Source organism: Methylophilus rhizosphaerae (assembly GCF_900100975.1).
In the GTDB taxonomy this organism is placed as follows: Bacteria; Pseudomonadota; Gammaproteobacteria; order Burkholderiales; family Methylophilaceae; genus Methylophilus; species Methylophilus rhizosphaerae.
This window is the reverse complement of the sequence record NZ_FNFX01000002.1, coordinates 421,676-439,039: the sequence shown is the minus strand read 5'-3', so window position 1 is coordinate 439,039 and position 17,364 is coordinate 421,676. Positions and strand designations below refer to the sequence as shown.

Annotated in this window: 13 protein-coding genes; 6 read left to right on the top strand and 7 right to left on the bottom strand. The window is 50.9% G+C overall.

Going from position 1 to position 17,364, the window contains the following annotated elements:
* Positions 1–7 precede the first annotated feature (7 nt).
* The 5 genes from BLP53_RS05780 to BLP53_RS05760 all read right to left on the bottom strand — a co-directional run bounded on the left by BLP53_RS05780 (position 8) and on the right by BLP53_RS05760 (position 6,615).
* Complete coding sequence (locus BLP53_RS05780) at positions 8–433, bottom strand: response regulator (protein WP_091471203.1); 426 nt, start codon at positions 431–433, stop codon at positions 8–10.
* 19 nt (positions 434–452) lie between these two features.
* Positions 453–2,066, bottom strand: coding sequence for a sensor histidine kinase (locus tag BLP53_RS05775; RefSeq protein ID WP_091471202.1), 1,614 nt, complete (start codon positions 2,064–2,066; stop codon positions 453–455).
* Between the two features lie 2 nt (positions 2,067–2,068).
* Entirely contained in the window at positions 2,069–2,635 is a 567-nt protein-coding gene (locus BLP53_RS05770) for a TOL_0243 family YfiR-like periplasmic protein (RefSeq protein WP_091471201.1), read from the bottom strand.
* Between the two features lie 14 nt (positions 2,636–2,649).
* Positions 2,650–4,578 (bottom strand): TOL_0244 family TonB-dependent receptor, encoded by a 1,929-nt coding sequence (locus BLP53_RS05765; protein ID WP_218119022.1) that lies wholly within the window; start codon positions 4,576–4,578, stop codon positions 2,650–2,652.
* A gap of 252 nt (positions 4,579–4,830) precedes the next feature.
* Positions 4,831–6,615 (bottom strand): glutamine--tRNA ligase/YqeY domain fusion protein, encoded by a 1,785-nt coding sequence (locus BLP53_RS05760; RefSeq protein ID WP_091471199.1) that lies wholly within the window; start codon positions 6,613–6,615, stop codon positions 4,831–4,833.
* A gap of 180 nt (positions 6,616–6,795) precedes the next feature.
* Between BLP53_RS05760 and BLP53_RS05755 the strand changes: the two genes are divergently transcribed.
* From BLP53_RS05755 to BLP53_RS05745, 3 genes are read left to right on the top strand one after another with little or no spacing between them, the layout of a single operon-like run.
* Positions 6,796–7,785, top strand: coding sequence for a biotin--[acetyl-CoA-carboxylase] ligase (locus tag BLP53_RS05755; RefSeq protein ID WP_091471198.1), 990 nt, complete (start codon positions 6,796–6,798; stop codon positions 7,783–7,785).
* Positions 7,782–8,579 carry a type III pantothenate kinase gene (locus BLP53_RS05750; RefSeq protein WP_091471197.1) on the top strand — a complete coding sequence of 266 codons (798 nt, stop codon included), beginning with the start codon at positions 7,782–7,784 and terminating at the stop codon, positions 8,577–8,579. The genes BLP53_RS05755 and BLP53_RS05750 overlap by 4 nt, the downstream gene beginning before the upstream one ends.
* Positions 8,576–9,358 (top strand): SPOR domain-containing protein, encoded by a 783-nt coding sequence (locus BLP53_RS05745; RefSeq protein WP_091471196.1) that lies wholly within the window; start codon positions 8,576–8,578, stop codon positions 9,356–9,358. The genes BLP53_RS05750 and BLP53_RS05745 overlap by 4 nt, the downstream gene beginning before the upstream one ends.
* Positions 9,359–9,444: 86 nt before the next feature.
* Here BLP53_RS05745 and lpdA read toward each other — a convergent pair whose 3' ends face one another.
* Together lpdA and BLP53_RS05735 are read right to left on the bottom strand one after the other, a co-directional pair.
* Entirely contained in the window at positions 9,445–11,226 is a 1,782-nt protein-coding gene (gene lpdA, locus BLP53_RS05740) for a dihydrolipoyl dehydrogenase (protein ID WP_091471195.1), read from the bottom strand.
* Positions 11,227–11,301: 75 nt separating this feature from the next.
* Positions 11,302–11,784, bottom strand: coding sequence for a hypothetical protein (locus BLP53_RS05735; RefSeq protein ID WP_091471194.1), 483 nt, complete (start codon positions 11,782–11,784; stop codon positions 11,302–11,304).
* A gap of 218 nt (positions 11,785–12,002) precedes the next feature.
* On the opposite strand from BLP53_RS05735, the gene BLP53_RS05730 reads away from it, so the two are divergent.
* The 3 genes from BLP53_RS05730 to BLP53_RS05720 all read left to right on the top strand — a co-directional run bounded on the left by BLP53_RS05730 (position 12,003) and on the right by BLP53_RS05720 (position 17,354).
* A complete protein-coding gene (locus tag BLP53_RS05730; protein ID WP_091471193.1) occupies positions 12,003–13,583 on the top strand; it encodes a glycoside hydrolase family 17 protein in 1,581 nt (526 codons plus the stop codon).
* Between the two features lie 27 nt (positions 13,584–13,610).
* Positions 13,611–16,172 carry a glycosyltransferase gene (locus BLP53_RS05725; protein WP_091471192.1) on the top strand — a complete coding sequence of 854 codons (2,562 nt, stop codon included), beginning with the start codon at positions 13,611–13,613 and terminating at the stop codon, positions 16,170–16,172.
* Positions 16,173–16,265: 93 nt separating this feature from the next.
* Positions 16,266–17,354 carry a PA0069 family radical SAM protein gene (locus BLP53_RS05720; RefSeq protein WP_091471191.1) on the top strand — a complete coding sequence of 363 codons (1,089 nt, stop codon included), beginning with the start codon at positions 16,266–16,268 and terminating at the stop codon, positions 17,352–17,354.
* Positions 17,355–17,364 lie beyond the last annotated feature (10 nt).

Below are 17,364 nucleotides of genomic sequence, written 5' to 3'. Positions count from 1 at the left end.
GGTCTCACTATGATGGTGGAAGCTCGTTCATGACCAGCCAGTACAAACCGAGCTGGCGAACCGCCTCCATGAATTGACCAAAGTCGACAGGTTTGCGGATATAGCTGTTGGCGCCTAACTGGTAGCCTGTAATAAGATCCTGCTCCTCAATGGACGAGGTGAGGATGACAACAGGTTGCATTTCGGTTTTTTCGTCAGCCCGAATCCGCTTTAACACTTCCAGCCCGCTCACTTTTGGTAATTTCAAATCCAACAATACCACTGCAGGCGTAGGATTTACAGAGGCCTCTGCGCCAAAAAAGTAATCAATCGCTTCTTGTCCATCCCGGGCAACTTTTACCTGGGCATTGATGTTATTGTTCTTCAGTGCCCGGAGTGTCAGCAGTTCGTCATCCGGGTTATCTTCAATTAGCAAAATGACTTTCTCGTCCATATACGTTCCTCATATCCCTTTAATCTGGTAAAGAAAAATAGAAAGCAGCACCCTGGCCAGGCACTCCCTCGCCGCGTACTTCCCCCCCATGTCGGTGGATAATCCTCTGAACTATGGCCAGGCCTACACCGGTTCCCGGGAATTCTGTCACTGCATGAAGCCGTTGAAAAGCACCAAATAGTTTCTCTGAGTAGGCCATGTCAAATCCGGCACCGTTGTCCTTCACGAAATACTCAATATCGCTTTCATGATGAACACTCTTTCCAACCTCAATGCGCGCCATGCTTTGTTTTGAGGTATATTTCCAGGCGTTTCCAAGCAGGTTATCCATCATTACCCGGATGAGCCTGGGGTCGCCTTTAATATAAAGCTCTGGCTGGATATGCCATTCCACTTTACGCTGGTCATCATTTCGTGCCAACTCCAGCAAAATGTCATTGGCCATAGTGCTGAGATCCAATAGTGTGTGCTGCATTTCTATTCGGGAAATACGGGCAAGCTCTAGCATATCGTCGATTAAAATGCCCATCCGCTGGGACGCCGCCCGGACACGGTCCAGATATCCTCTGCCTTGCTGGTCAAGTTGCCCGGCACAATCTTCCAGCAGGGCCTGACTGAATCCGTCTATAGCCCGGAGGGGCGCCCTTAAGTCATGGGAAACCGAATAGCTGAATGCTTCCAGCTCTTTATTCGCTACCTGTAACTCTGCCGTGCGTTTATGAATTTCACGTTCGGCAGTTTTTTGGGCTGTCACATCACGCGCTGCGGCAAAGACCCCCAAGACTTTTCCATGCTCGTCTTTATAAACGGAAGCGTTATACAAAACATCAACCATTACGCCATCCGTATGCCGGATGGTCAAAGGAAAATCGGTCACAGAGCCTTCATTGAATACCTGTCTATAGCTATCCCTGGCTTTGTCCGGTTCAGTAAAGTAGGTAGAAAAATCTGTTCCTATCAATTTTTCACGACTTACACCAGTGACCTGTGAGGTAGCCGAATTCACATCTGTAATAATTCCTTGCGGATTAATCGTAATAAAGGGGTCAAGGCTCGCTTCTATCAAACTGCGCGCATACACAGGATTCGCAATTGCATAATGAAGCCGTAAAGCAATGGGCAGTGTAATAAATAGCGAAATAATGATGGCCATAATAAAAACGCCGCCATACCGGACAATACGCTGGGTCAAGGGCTCAATACTTTCCTGGACATATACACTGCCCACTACATTACGATTCTGGATCACGGGAGCGGAGACAGAAAGCAAGCCGTTATGTATTTTTATACCTGTTGGAATGGCGTTAGGCGCGGGTGGTGAATTCGACTTGGAGTAACTTGCAAAAATAGCGCCTTCAGCCGCATACACCGCTGCGCTTAAAATTTGCGGATTTGTGGAAAGAGGCTTTAAATATTCCGTGGCTGCTTCATGATCATCAAACTCCAGAGGTGCAATCATCCCGGAGGCGAGAATTTCCGCCTGCGCAGACAACTCTTTTTGTTTTTGGGTTTGATAGGTGTAGTTGTCATATCCGACAATCACAACGAATGCCATCAAAAGAGCAATGAGGCACGTCAGGCCGATGATGATAGAAAGCTTGGTGCGAATACGGAGATCAGTCAATGCTCGCATAGTCACTCCCCTGCAGATGTACGCCGTTTGACATTGACAGCAAGACTAAGCAGCTTGGAACTGATTACCAGCCCTTTTTTTGCCGCTGCTTCATCATCAATGTTAAAGCGCACCCGGTTATCGGAAATAAAAAACTCAATCACACTTTGTGATGGATTATCACTGACGGTCAAGGCCTGATTGAATCGGGAGGTGTCGAATGCTTCTGGCGTTCGTTGGTTGTTGTCATTGCCAATATATAAAATCTGGCAGCTGTTTTCGGGTTCATGTTTATTAATCTGCCTGATGATGACAGGCCGCCCATAAACGGTTTCCCCGTTAACCACTTTTTCCAGTGTGGATTTAAACAGTTCATTGCTTTCTGCAATGCATATGGAGAATGGGTCTGAAGGAGAGTTGAATGCGACTGGAGGCCAGCTCACATATGCACTGAATTTATATAGAAATGCTGCTTTTATTTTATATTCTATGGATTCATCGGCGATTACCACCTGATTCACACTCATTAAGAAGAAAAAGAAAGTGGCAAATGAAATATTCTTGTTGAATACTTGCAGCCGTTTAATCATGCTCAGCAATTGCCTTAAAAGTGCCACTGGACTTTTCCGTAAAGGCTGCGTTCGATTTCAACCCGGCTCGGGTCTGGGAAACCATATTCAGGATGTCGATTATGGAGAAGGTTCTGCCCGGTAAGCGAGAGTTCCAGTTGCTTCATTGGGCGCCATCCGAGACGCAGGTTTAACTCAGAATAGCTTGGCACCCGGCCAGCAATGGCCCCGTTATTATTATGCAGGGCATCCACCCATCGGAAATACGCATCAAAATCAACATTACTGGATAAGTTCATGGAAGACCGAATCGAAACCTGATGGCGAGGGTCCGCCGTTTCATTCAGTGCATTATTGACATCTACCTCTCCAGATCTAACGCGGAGATGTTCTTCAAGCAAGTTATACCCCAGCTGTAACCGCCACCAGTTCAGCGCCTGATAGCTGGTACTTATTTCTATGCCATGAGTTTCGCCTTCCAGATTGTTGCGTATCATAAATGGGAATGGAAGGCCGAAAATATCAGGTGGGCTAGGACTCACACTGCGTATATCGGTATATTCATTATAGAAAAGGGAAATGGAGGTAGACAGTTTGGGATTGAGTCTGGCACGGTAACCCAGTTCATAAGCGACTACTTTCTCTGAGTTAAAATTGTCACTTCCACTTAAAATACTTTGTGGAAACGGGGCTGGAAGGTTTGTGGGGGTTACCAGATCTCGATCCAGTCGTGAAGGTATCCTGACTGCGCGTGAAATAGCCGCCCAAAGATTATGATCTGGTGCGACTTTCCATAATATCCTGGCACTTGGCTCAACTTCCCATCCTGTATAGCCAGTATGTTCGACTTTAGTGCCAACAGTGAAGGAGAGTTTAGGGTGGAGTTTGATTTCGTCCTGAACAAATGCGCTATAGCGCTGCTGGTCCAGGTGCTCCGGGTCAAGCGCCACAGTAGGGGCGCTATCTACCTTGTTGTGAGTATAGCGATAGCCCAGCCCCCATACGATTTTATTGCGGTCATTTAGTAAGAAACGGTGCTGGAAATCGATATCGTAGGTTTCCAGCGCATTTTTTAAAAAACCTGAGGGGATCACCAATGGCGGTGCTGCGGCAGCTCTTGGCAGTGAGAAATTGGTTTTGTCATAATACATCTGCAATTGCATGTTAGACGTATTGGAAATGGTATGGGCCCAGCGTCCCAGGATATTCATTCCATCTGCTTCACCCTGATTGGTAGTGATTGGATCATCCTGGTTTGTATTATAAAAATCACCTTGCAGGGTCACTTTGTCGTTGTGTGACACGTCTGCATCAATTCGAAATCCACCCTGGCCCATATTCCAGGCGTCTGAAGCATTTTTGCCATTGGATAATGCCTGGCTGGCCCGGTCAAAATATTTACCGTAAATGCGGTAACTAACGTTGGGTGCTAACATGCCTCCATAACGCATGGAGGTGGAATTTTTAAGTTTATTGCCCAGGCCAGTTTCAATATATGTCCCTTGCGTCTCTTTGCTGGACTTGGTAATGATATTGATCACTCCGTTGACAGCGTTTACTCCCCACAATGTACCTCCTGGGCCGCTCACGACTTCAATACGCTCGATATCTTCTAATAGATAATCCTGCCTGTCCCAGAAAACACCGGAAAACAACGGCGAATATACCGTTCTGCCATCAATCATGACCAGCATCTTATTCGCCAATTCAGTATTAAATCCGCGAGCACTGATGCCCCAGTCGTGAGAATTTTTTTGGGCTACTTGTAAATTGTCGGCTAATCTCAGCGCTTCTGGAATGCTGGTTGCGCCAGATCGGCGGATTTCTTCATTGGTAATGACTGTGATAGCAGCGGGAGCATCTAAAAGTCGTTCAGGTGCCCGGGATACGGAAGTGACCTCGATGTTACTCAAGTCTTCCAGTGACATCTCGGCAAACTCTTTGAGTGAGTATTCGTCTGCCATGGCTGTATTGATCGTGGATATTGCATACACGAGCTTTAGTAGCCACAGGAGCTTTAGCTGTCTTGTTTTTACAATACCCGATCGCTTCAAGATGACCCTCTCGCATACTTGTTGCATTCGCCGGTTGCTTTTCAGGGCAGGCTAACTACTTATAAAGTTTACCAGTCTTTATAAGAATTTATTCAATTTGATTATTTTTTAGTGGCTATCGATATCGAACCTGTTTCCAAATACGTTGCTGGGCAGCTATTCTCATGCCTTCTGCCAAGCATCCCTTAATGTTACCGTCCTGTTAAATACCGGTTTGCCAGAGACACTGTCTTTACGGTCAGCAACAAAATAGCCATGACGTTCAAACTGGTAGCTGTCGCCAGGGTTGGCTTGTTGTGCGCTTTGTTCCAGCTGCGCAGTGATGACTTTGACGGAGCCAGGATTAATGTCATCTAAAAAGTCTTTGTCACCGCTACCAGGATGCGGGTCTTTGAACAGGCGATCATAGAGCCGGATTTCAGCCGTGTAGGCATGCGCTGCGCTTACCCAGTGAATATTGCCTTTGACTTTCACGCTATCCGCGCCCGGAGTGCCGGATTTGGTATCTGGCAGATATTCGCAATGCACGGTAGTGACATTGCCAGCGGCGTCTTTTTCACAGCCGATGCATTTGACTACATAGCCGTAACGCAGGCGCACCATATTACCGGGGAATAGGCGGAAATAACCTTTGGAAGGTTCTTCCATAAAGTCTTCGCGCTCAATCCATAACTCTTTGGACAGTTTAACCACACGTTTACCCAATTCAGGTTTTTGCGGGTGGTTAGGTGCATAACAATCTTCGTCCTGACCTTCGGGGTAGTTATCGATCATCAGTTTGATCGGGTCGAGCACACCGATTTTACGTGGGGCGGATTCATTGAGCACATCACGCATGCAATCTTCAAGGATGCTGTACTCAATCCAGGAGTCGGCTTTGGAGACGCCGATACGGTCAGTAAACAGTTTAAAACCTTCTGGCGTATAGCCGCGACGCCGTGCGCCAGCCAGGGTTGGCAGGCGTGGGTCATCCCAGCCGCTGACATGTTTTTCTTCTACCAGCTGAATCAGCTTGCGTTTGGAAAGCACAACATAGGTCAGGTTCAGTCGCGCAAACTCATATTGGTAAGGCACAGGGTTGGATAATAAACCGGCTTCGACCAGGCGTGCCATTAACCAATCATAGAAGGGGCGTTGATCTTCGAATTCCAGGGTACAGATGGAATGGGTAATTTGTTCCAGCGCATCTTCAATCGGGTGGGCGAAAGTGTACATCGGATAAATGCACCAATCGTCCCCGGTATTATGGTGATGCGCACGGCGGATACGGTAAATGGCCGGATCGCGCATATTGATGTTGGGCGACGCCATATCGATTTTTGCGCGTAATACCATGCTGCCATCGGCGTGTTTGCCGTCACGCATCTCACGGAATACGCGCAGGTTTTCTTCCGCACTGCGGTTGCGGAACGGAGAATCTTTACCTGGCTCGGTCAGTGTGCCGCGGTTGATGCGCATATCCTCCGCACTTTGCTCGTCCACATACGCATGACCGTGCTGTATCAGCGCTTCGGCGGCCAGGTACATAAAGTCAAAATAGTTGGAGGCAAAGTAGAGGTTGCTTTCCGGTTTGCCGTCTGGCGTGGTGTTGTCCCAGCCAAAGCCCAGCCAGTGCACCATGTCGGAAATGCTGTCTACATATTCCTGGCTTTCCTTTTCCGGATTGGTGTCATCAAAACGCAAATGACAGACGCCATCATAATCGCGTGCCAGGCCAAAGTTCAGGAAAATGGATTTGGCGTGGCCGATATGCAAATAACCATTCGGTTCAGGTGGGAAACGGGTACGGATTTTGGCAAAGTCTACCTGTCCCGTGGACTGGTGTGCTGCGCCGCCGGGCGAGCCAGCCCAGTGTTTGCCGGCGTATTTGTTGTCAGCCAGGTCTTTTTCGATGATGGCACGAATAAAGTTGGAGGCGGCTGGGATCGGTTCTTTTTCTGTAGACATGACAAATCTTGAAGTTTCTGAAGTGTGGCTATTTTACACGCTTCATCACGTGGCCCAAAACGCTTAATGCAGCAGCCTGCAGGCGTTGATCAGGCGGCTAGGCAGATCTGGTGTGCTAAACTGCGTGCTGTTTTCACACTCTGTGTACATCCAAGAATGTGCATACCCTGACCTGATTCGATGAACAAACTGGCATTCCCGATACTGGCGGTGTTGGCTGATGGCAAGTTTCACTCCGGTGAAACGCTGGCACGGCAATTTGGCGTCACGCGCGCGACCGTTTATCACGCCATCCAGGCGGCTGAGGCATTGGGGATTACGGTTTTTTCCGTGCGCGGACGTGGTTACCGTTTGCCCCGGCCGGTTACCTTGCTAAATGCAGAGGCTGTTTGCCAGGCTTGTGGTGAGTATGCTTCCTGGTTTCATGTGCAAGTGCTGGCGCAGGTCGACTCTACCAACCGTTACCTGATGCAGGAAAGTGCGCGTGGTGTGGCACATGGCACCTGTGTGGCTGCGCAAATGCAGACCGCCGGACGTGGCAGGCGCGGGCGGACATGGCTATCGCAATTGGGTGGCAGCCTGACCTTTTCCATACTATGGCGTTTTCAATGTGGTGCTGCGGGTTTGTCAGGTCTAAGCCTGATTGTTGGTTTGGCGCTGGTGCGCGCATTGCATGAACTAGGCCTGACGGAAGTGCAGCTCAAATGGCCGAATGACCTGCTGGTCATGCATCAGGGGCAATGGCATAAGTTAGGTGGCATCCTGATTGAATTGCAGGGCGATATGGAAGGACCGAGTGCTGCCGTGATCGGCATAGGCATGAACCTGGAAGTCGAGCAGGTCATGCGCCAGCAGATTGAACAGCCGGTACTGGGTTTAAACCAGTTATTTGGCCAGGCCATGAATCCGAACGTATTACTGGGTAAATGCCTGGCTGCACTGGCATGGCATTTGAACCAGTTTACCGAATATGGCTTTGCATATTTCCAGGCTGACTGGACAGCACATCATGCTTTCCACCAGCAAGCCGTCAATCTATTACTGGCAAGCGGGCAGGTGATCCCGGGGCAAGTGGTGGGGATTGCCGAAGAGGGCAGTTTACTGGTTGAAACTGCGCAGGGTCAGCAGAGATTCAACGCTGGTGAAATCAGCGTGCGGAGTGTGGCATGAAGCTATTGATAGATGCAGGCAATACGCGCGCCAAATGGGCATGGTGCCCGCAGCAATCCTTTACTTCAACTACGCAGTTGCAGGTATCCACGCTGGAAAACAGGTTATGGATGCAGCAGGAAGGTCGTTCTTCCGAAGTGGGGGCATTGCATGCGGCTGTCTTGCAAGCGAACGAGATATGGGTGAGTAATGTTGCGGGGTTAGCCTGGCAGCAATTCCTGGAAGAACTGCAACCAGCTGCCAGCATCGTCAATATCAAAGCCAGCACCAATGCGTTGGGTTTGCAGAATGGCTACCTTGAGCCTTCACAGTTAGGCAGTGACCGCTGGTGCAGTTTGCTGGCCGTGTGGCAGCTATACCGTCAGAATGCATTAATCGTTACCGCTGGTACCGCCATGACCATAGATGCATTACAGGTTGAAACAGAGCAGGGAGCCACTTTTATTGGTGGCAGCATCCAGCCGGGATTACAACTGATGTGGCAGGGCTTGCAGCAAGGTGCAGCACAACTGGATTATGCCTATTTAACTCATGACTGGCCACCAGAGGGCTTTGCCCGTCACAGCCAGCAAGCCATGTGGATGGGTTGCGTGCAGGCCATGACCGCATCGGTTGCCACGCAATATGTACAATTGACAAACAGAAGCCAGCAGTCACCGTTGCTGGTATTAAGCGGCGGGGATGCCGAACTGCTACAGCGATATTTGCCGGGCACATTGTCAGCACCTGCCATTATTGTGGATAATCTGGTTTTAAAGGGGTTGGCCTGCCTGGCTGAAAGCGCATCATCATGAAACGATTATTCTGGATATTGCTGTTATTAAATGTGTTGGTGTTCGCCTATTTCGAACGTGATGCCTTATCACCTGCCATCAGCAGCCTGAAACCGGAAATCCATCCCGGGCAGGTCAAGTTATTAAGTGCTGCTACGCTGGAAACTTACCCAAAACGTAGTGCGCCGACGCAAGAGACTTCACTGACAGCCAGTCCTGCACCAGCTAGCGAGGCAACGGTTAACGATCAGTTGGCAAGTCCTGCAACGGACAATAAAGCCGTCGAAAAAAGAGAGGCTGCGAAACCGGCAGAAAGCCATAAAGCGGAGCCGGTTGCGTGTTATGAGTGGAGCAGCTTTACCATGGCGAGAGTCAATGAAGCCGTTAACCTGGCGCAACAGCTCAATATCAAGGTCCAAGTCAACCAGGTGGTAGTGGGGCAGCAGGAGAATGTGCGCTACTGGATTTACAAACCACCGCTGGCCTCCGCGGAAGCGGCACAAAGCAAGGCAGAGGAGTTGCGTAAGCTGGGGGTGGAAGACTTTTTTATCGTACAGGATGACCCGAAATGGCGGAATGCGATTTCCTTCGGCGTGTTCCGCGATGAAAAACTGGCTGATAAACTGATGGAAGACCTGAAAGCCAAAGGTGTTCGCTTGCTGATTAAATCTGCGCGCACGGGCAGCCAGGGGCAAGCCGTGGTCAAGTTGCAGAATGTGACGGCACAACAACTGGCCAGTTTGCAGAAATCGCGCGCGCAATTCCCGGATGCGGTGGTTAAGGAAACGCCTTGTCAGTGAAGATAGCCGCCATTGCGCCTCGACTGGCGTAATAAAAAGCCCGCGATTGCGGGCTTTTTATTAAAGATTAAGATCAAGCCGGCTGCCTAGCGCTTTTTAGGCGGCAGCATATCCGTGATCGTGCCTTCCTTGAGTTCTGCAGCAAAGCAGACAGTCTCTGACAGCGTAGGGTGCGCATGGATAGTCAGGCCCAGGTCATGCGCATCGGCACCCATTTCAATCGCCAGCACTGCTTCGGCCAGCAATTCACCAGCATTGATACCGACAATGCCTGCGCCAATGACGCGATGGGTTTCTTTATCGAAAATCAGTTTGGTCGCCCCTTCGGTACGTGCGATCGATAATGCACGGCCACTGGCAGCCCACGGGAAGCTGGCTTTTTCGATGTCTATGCCTTTGGTTTTGGCTTCTGTTTCAGTCAGGCCTACCCAGGCGATTTCAGGGTCGGTATAAGCCACGGATGGGATGACGCTGGCGACAAATTCAACTTTGTGGCCGGCAATGACTTCAGCTGCGACTTTGGCTTCGTGCGTGGCTTTATGTGCCAGCATGGGCTGGCCTACAATATCGCCAATGGCGAAAATATGCGGCACATTGGTACGCATCTGTTTATCGACTGCGATAAAGCCACGTTCATCCACGGCTACGCCTGCATTTTCGGCACCGATATTCTTGCCATTCGGGCGACGGCCGATAGAAACCAGTACACGGTCGTATTTCTGTGTTTCCTTGGGTGCGTTTGCGCCTTCAAAATCGACATAAATACCATCGGCTTTAGCTTCCAGGCTGGAAACCTTGGTCGAGACCATAATGCTTTCAAAGCGTTTTTCCATGCGCTTTTGCAATGGGCGGATCAGGTCGCGGTCGGCACCAGGAATCAGGCCATCCATAAATTCAACCACGCTGACTTTGGTGCCCAGTGCATCATATACAGTACCCATTTCCAGGCCGATAATGCCGCCGCCAATCACCAGCATGCGGCCAGGGATATCCGCCAGGGCTAATGCACCGGTAGAATCCATGATACGTTCATCGTCAGGTGCGCCAGGGAATTTGGTTGCTTGCGAACCGGCGGCAATAATGGCGTTATCAAAACCTACCAGGGTTATTTTGCCATCAGCCGCGGTCACGGCAATTTGATTGGGACTGGTGAATTGACCTGTGCCGGATACGACGGTGACACCGCGAGCCTTGGCCATTTGTGCCAGGCCACCGGTTAATTTGCCAACCACGTCGTTGGCTTTCCAGCTACGCAGTTTATCCAGGTCGATATCCGGTTTGCCAAAGCTCAGGCCGTGGTGTTCGGTTTCTTCTGCTTCAGTAATGACTTTAGCGGTATGCAATAACGCTTTGGAAGGAATACAACCCACATTCAGGCAGACGCCGCCCAGCGTCGGGTAACGCTCAACCAGGACGACTTTCAGGCCGAGATCTGCGGCACGGAACGCGGCGGTATAACCGCCAGGGCCGGAGCCCAGTACCATGACCTGGCAGGTGACATCATTATTGCCGGTGGCAACCGCAGGTTGAGGTGCTGATGCTTTAGGTTCAGTGGCTGCCGGAGTTGCCTGTGGCGCAGGCGTTTCTTTAGGTGCAGCTTCAGCAGGTTTTGCTTCTGTCGCCGCTGCTGCGGATTCCAGTACCAGAATCAGGCTGCCTTTGGCAACTTTATCGCCTACGGCGATCTTAAGCTCTTTGACAATGCCAGCATGGGAAGAAGGAATATCCATGGAGGCTTTGTCAGACTCCACTGTAATCAGTGAGTCTTCCTTGGCAATAGTGTCGCCCACCGCGACTAATACTTCAATCACATCGACGCTATCAAAATTGCCGATATCCGGCACGATTACTTCAACCATTTGACTCATGAAAACCTTATGTCCAAAAGAATTCTGCTATTTTAACATCAAAAAAATGATACGACTTTTGACGAGTTTGCCAGATTAATGCTTGGTGGTGGCTGGTGTTGTGCTTTTTGCCGGTGCGGCTGCCTGTACCGGTTTCAGGGTACAGGTTTCATGACCGTAGTTGCCGCCAGTGTCATCTGGTTCATAGTAGTCATTTTTGAATGACCACAGTTTGCCAACTTTACTGAACTGGCCTAAACCGGTGGAAAATTCGGCATATTTGGCATCAGACAGTTTGAAGGTCATGGCCAGTTGCCTGCCACGGGTAATGGCCTGCCCAGTATAGCTTTGCTTGTTTTCTGTCAGCGTGACCAAGTCATAGACGGCCACTTGTGCCGTACTGTTGCGGCGGTTTTTCCTCAGGTAAATGGTGACTTCGTAATCACCGACGGTAATATTGTTACCCTTGCAGAGATATTCGCCGCTGTAATCTGCGCTGGTCGCAGCCGGGGCTGCAGAGGCAGTGATTGAAAAAAAGGATAGCAAGGCAAGGGCTGTCAGGCAGGATTTTACGTTCATATGGCTTTTGAAATAGTGATTTTGGCGAGGGCTTGTATTTAAAGTCTGTCAACTGCACGATACTTTAAATAAATATCGTTTCATCATAATTGCAATTGCTTAAATTACCAAGTCTTTTGGCAATAATTACGCGGTAGGGCAGTGAACTGCGGGGCGCATGCCGCGTCTATTTATGAGAGAATACAGACTCTTTTAAAGACGCCTCCCCCAAATTCATTATGTTGCAGCGTTTGTTCTTCCGCATTCCACCTTTATTCTGGGTAAGTTTATTCCTGATCGGAAGCATCCTGTATGTCTGGCGGCTGCAACAGCCGCAACCGTTGATAGAGGTGGATACCGAGGCCGCGAAGTTACAGTGCGTGTCCTATTCACCTTATTACAAACCAGGCATGAGCCCATTGGTGAGCGATACTTTCGTGGATCCGCTGCAGATCGAGCAGGACTTGCAGGCGCTTTCAAAAGTCACCAGCTGTGTGCGTACCTATGCGCTCTCGCAAGGCATGGATTATGTGCCAAAAGCCGCACACAAACTGGGCATGAAGGTGCTGCTAGGCGTCTGGATCGGCTGGGTAGATGCCGACAATATGAAGCAACTGGAACTGGCTGTACAGCAGGCGAACCAGTATGCGGATACCGTGCGTGGCATTGTGGTGGGTAATGAAGTACTGTTGCGTGGTGAGCAGCCGGAAGCCAGGATGCATGAATACCTGCAATGGGTAAAAGCGCGCACCAAAGCGCCGGTGACCTATGCCGATGTATGGGAGTTCTGGCTGAAGCACCCGACATTGGAGCAGGAGGTGGATTTCGTCACTGTACATATCCTGCCTTACTGGGAAGACAAACCGGTGGCGGTGGAGCAGGCCGTCATGCATACCGCCTCTGTCATGGGGCATTTGGGCACCGTGTTTAAAAAACCATTGCTGATTGGTGAAACCGGCTGGCCTTCCCAGGGTCGCCAGCGTTTTTATGCGTCAGCAAGTGTGGTTAACCAGGCCAGGTATATGCGCGAATTCCTGCATGCGGCCAAGCAGACCGGCTGGCAATACAATATTATTGAAGCGTTTGATCAGCCATGGAAACGTGAGCTGGAAGGCACGGTCGGCGGTTTCTGGGGTGTTTTCGATACTGATTTACAGCCGAAATTCAGTTTGCAAGGCCCCGTAGCCGAGCGTGCGGATGGCTGGTTGCCTTATGGCATTGCATTGGTGCTGGCAGCCCTCGCGGCTGGCTGGGGGCAATACCGCAAACTTTCGTTGTGCCAGAAAAGCCTGTTGGCTGTCATCGCGGCCTGTGTCGGCTTGCATGCCTATTTACAGGCGGATTATGTACAACTGGCTGCGCGCAACACCGGTGAGTATGCGTTATTGGCAGGATTCGTGTTGCTGGGCTATGGCCTGGTAATCGCTCAGGTCCGCCAGTGGCTGGGACTGGCTGCCAACACATGCCTGGAACAAGGGATGCTGGGTTTATTTGCGCTGGGTTTGTTGTTGACCAGTGCCGGCCTGGCCGTCAATGGCCGTTATCTGGATTTCCCGTTAATTCTGGCATGGCTGCCTTTGCTGAGTATCCTGATTTCCCTGCTGACCAGGGCACCACAGCAAACAGCGCAATCTGCAAGTGAGCAAACAACCGGCTGGCTGATGATCGTCATGGTGCTGATGGCAGCCAATATGGCAGTGACGGTGGCCATGATGGAAACCGGTAATGTGACGGCATGGTGGTGGGCAGCCGTATGCGGATTGGCGTTATTTGTATTACCTGCCAAAAGCATGCAGCTGCGCCAGCAAGCCTGTGAATAATATGCATCATCAATGAAAGTGTGAGAAGTGATCCTGTCCTGGTTTAAAAGACTGATTCCCGGTTTGGTGTTTGCCATTCTGTTTTCTGCCCTGCATTTCGGCTTGTGGGCCCTGACCAACCGTGCCTTGCCACTTATCAACGTAAAGCCGACAGTGAACGGCTTTGCCTATACCGGCTATCGTGGTAACCAGAGCCCGCTGGAAGGTAAGCATCCAAGTACTGCCGAGCTGGCGGAGGACCTGGATTTGATGCATAAGCATACGCGTCATATCCGGATGTATTCCTCGCTGGACCTGAATGAGACGATTCCACTGGCGGCCAGGCGCAATATGAGTGTCATCGCCGGTGCCTGGATTGATACGGATGTGGCGAAAAACACGCGCGAAATCTCGGCATTGCTGGAAAAGCTGGCGAACTATAACAATATCGACCGCGTGATTGTGGGTAACGAATCGTTGTTGCGTAATGACTTGCCTGTGCAGTCCCTGATCGGTTACCTTGATTTTGTCAGGGAGCATAGCCGGGTGCCGGTGTCTACCGCTGAACCCTGGCACGTCTGGCTCAAACATCCGGAACTGGTCAAGCACGTGGATTATATTGCCGTACATTTGTTGCCATACCACGAAGGCGTACCAGTGGAAAAAGCCGTGCAATATACCATAGACCGCTACAACCAGTTGATGCAGGCATATCCGCGCAAGAAAATCGTCATTACCGAAGTGGGCTGGCCCAGCCGCGGGCCGACCATAGGCGCTTCGGTTGCCAGTGAAGTGAATCAGGCACGTTTTATCCGCGAGTTCCTGGCGCGTAATGCCATTGAGGACCTGGATTTTTACCTGATGGAAGCCTTTGACCAGCCATGGAAAGTGGCGCTGGAAGGGTGGGCGGGCGCTTACTGGGGCATGTATAACGCTGACCGTCACCAGAAATATTCCCTGCAAGGCGCGGTACCACCCAATACGCGCTGGATTGCCAAGGCCAGCTGGTCTACGGTGCTTGCATTTGTGCCACTGATGTTCATTGCCTGGCGCTTCAAGCACTGGGGTATCGGCGGTGTGCTGTCCATGGCCATCCTGTTCCAGGCCTGTATCACCACACTGACCATTGCGTGGAACCTGCCAGGCGATTATTACTACACCTTGCGCGATTTCGTCGTGCTGGTTGGCCTGATCCTCGGCATCGCCCTGACGTCCATGGTTCTGATGATTTATGCGGCCGAGTTCAGCGAAGTGATGTTCAAGCCGCAATGGCGCCGCCTGTTCAAGCGCGCCACACCTTTACCGGCCAATGAAGAGCTGTTCGTGTCCATCCATCTGGCCTGTTATAACGAACCGCCGGAAATGGTAATTGCCACCATTGATAGTTTGCGCAAGCTGGATTACACGCGTTATGAAGTCATTGTGGTGGATAACAACACCAAGGATGAAGCCAAATGGAAGCCGATTGAAACCTATATGGCGACCATGCCGGATCACTTCCATTTCTACCATTTGCCTTCCTGGCCAGGCTTTAAAGCCGGTGCGCTGAATTTTGCACTGGACAAGACCCATCCCGATGCCCAAGTGGTTGGTGTGGTGGATGCCGATTATGTCGTCACACCGGACTGGCTGTCCGATCTGGTGCCGCATTTCCTGGAGCCGCAAGTGGCCGTGGTACAGGCGCCACAGGCGCACCGCGAGTGGGAAAACCACTTCTTTCAACGTATGTGCAACTGGGAGTTTGAAGGCTTTTTCCGCATCGGCATGCATCACCGCCATGAGCGTAACGCGCTGATTCAGCACGGTACCATGACACTGATTCGCCGCGACTCCCTGCAAACACTGGGCGGCTGGTCTGAATGGTGTATTTGTGAAGATACCGAGCTCGGTCTGCGCCTGCTCGAAAATAATATGGAGCTGCGCTACATTGATGAAACCTTTGGCCGGGGCCTGACACCTGCCAACTTCAAGGCGCTCAAGTCACAGCGCAACCGCTGGGCCTTCGGTGCCATGCAGATTCTCAAGCATCATATGCCTAAACTGGTGGGAAAATCGACGCTGGACTTCAGTCAGCGTTACCACTTCCTGACCGGCTGGTTCGGCTGGTTTGGTGAAGCCCTGCAACTGATATTCACCATAGGTTCAATCTGCTGGACCATTGCCATGCTGGCTTTCCCCAAGCATTTCAGCCTGCCGGTGGTGGTGATGATTGTGCCTATCTTATGCTTCCTGGCGATCAAAGCAGTGCTGGGGCCGGTGCTTTACCGTAAAACCATGCATTGCAGCTGGATGGATATTTTTGGCGCTTCGCTGGCCAGCCTGGGCCTTTCTCACGCCATTGCCAGAGGCATTATTTCCGGCCTGACGCATAAGGCCGGTGTCTTCGTAGTGACCAACAAGACCAAAGCCAAACTCAGCAACTGGCAATTGGTTGCTCCCATCAAGGAAGAGTTGCTGATCCTGGTTTCCCTGTTGCTGTGCAGCGCTGCCATGCTGTATTCGCGCGGGTTCAGCAACCTGGATGCGCAGTTGTGGGTTTCCATGCTGGCGCTACAATCACTGCCTTACTGGAGCGCACTGGCTTGCCAGTGGATTTCGGAAAAGCATTAATTCTTTGATTATTCAATCTATTTAAAGGTTTTGGCAGGTTAAAAGCAACAACAAATCACAGTTTGTCAGAGGCCTCTTTTCAGGAATAGTGTGATGAATGAAAAACCTCTTGTCTATAAAGGGCGCGCAGCCGGCAGTAATCAGGCCAGCCGCTTTGACCCGCATACCCGGGAAGTGCTGGATGATGGCTGGGGCAGTCTGGATGATGAGGCTCCCCCTTTGCGGACTGAAGTCATGCTGGATGCGGCCAAATCTGTCATCAATTATATCCGGTCGCCTGATTTACCGTTTGACCGCACCCTGAACCCTTACCGGGGATGCGAACATGGTTGTATCTACTGTTATGCGCGTCCTACGCATGCTTATCTCGGTATGTCGCCCGGGCTGGATTTTGAATCCCGCTTGCTGATGAAAGCCGATGCGGTTGCGTTGCTGAAAAAAGAACTGGCGCACCCCAATTACAAATGTGCCCCCATTGCATTAGGCATGAATACTGATGGCTACCAGCCTATAGAACGTCAATACCAACTGACGCGCCAGATTATCCAGGTATTGAGTGAAGCCAATCATCCATTCAGCCTGGTGACCAAATCTTCATTGGTAGAACGTGACATTGACCTGATTGCGCCCATGGCCGCCAAAGGCCTGGCCAGTATTTACCTCAGTATCACCACGCTGGACAGGCAGATCGCACGTCGGCTGGAACCACGCGCTGCCGCGCCGGAACGACGCTTTGAAACGCTACGCAAGCTCAGTGCAGCCGGTATTCCCACCGGCGTCATGGTCGCCCCTGTGATCCCGGCATTGACCGATTGTGATATGGAGCAGATCCTGGCGCAGGCCTGCCAGGCAGGCGCCAGGAAAGCAGGCTATGTTTTCCTGCGCCTGCCGCATGAGTTAAACGGCCTGTTTGAAGACTGGCTACAACAGTACTTTCCGCTCAAAGCCAGCCATGTGATGAGCCTGATAAAACAAAGCCGTGGCGGCAAGGCTTACCAAAGTGATTTCGGTAGGCGCATGCGCGGCGAAGGCATTTTTGCGGACTTACTGGCGAATCGCTTTAAACGAAGTTGCCAGAAACTGGGTATGTCAGGAGAGCGGTTGGGTTTCCGTACCGATTTGTTTAAAGTACCGGAAGATTGGCAGCAGAAGCCAGCGCGTGCTCAGTTAACATTGTTTTAAAACGCAGGCA

Bases quoted from the DNA above. Each gene is read 5' to 3' on its own strand.
- BLP53_RS05780 (WP_091471203.1), bottom strand. From the start codon at position 433: ATGGACGAGAAAGTCATTTTGCTAATTGAAGATAACCCGGATGACGAA.
- BLP53_RS05775 (WP_091471202.1), bottom strand. From the start codon at position 2,066: ATGCGAGCATTGACTGATCTCCGTATTCGCACCAAGCTTTCTATCATC.
- BLP53_RS05770 (WP_091471201.1), bottom strand. From the start codon at position 2,635: ATGATTAAACGGCTGCAAGTATTCAACAAGAATATTTCATTTGCCACT.
- BLP53_RS05765 (WP_218119022.1), bottom strand. From the start codon at position 4,578: ATGGCAGACGAATACTCACTCAAAGAGTTTGCCGAGATGTCACTGGAA.
- BLP53_RS05760 (WP_091471199.1), bottom strand. From the start codon at position 6,615: ATGTCTACAGAAAAAGAACCGATCCCAGCCGCCTCCAACTTTATTCGT.
- BLP53_RS05755 (WP_091471198.1), top strand. From the start codon at position 6,796: ATGAACAAACTGGCATTCCCGATACTGGCGGTGTTGGCTGATGGCAAG.
- BLP53_RS05750 (WP_091471197.1), top strand. From the start codon at position 7,782: ATGAAGCTATTGATAGATGCAGGCAATACGCGCGCCAAATGGGCATGG.
- BLP53_RS05745 (WP_091471196.1), top strand. From the start codon at position 8,576: ATGAAACGATTATTCTGGATATTGCTGTTATTAAATGTGTTGGTGTTC.
- lpdA (WP_091471195.1), bottom strand. From the start codon at position 11,226: ATGAGTCAAATGGTTGAAGTAATCGTGCCGGATATCGGCAATTTTGAT.
- BLP53_RS05735 (WP_091471194.1), bottom strand. From the start codon at position 11,784: ATGAACGTAAAATCCTGCCTGACAGCCCTTGCCTTGCTATCCTTTTTT.
- BLP53_RS05730 (WP_091471193.1), top strand. From the start codon at position 12,003: ATGTTGCAGCGTTTGTTCTTCCGCATTCCACCTTTATTCTGGGTAAGT.
- BLP53_RS05720 (WP_091471191.1), top strand. From the start codon at position 16,266: ATGAATGAAAAACCTCTTGTCTATAAAGGGCGCGCAGCCGGCAGTAAT.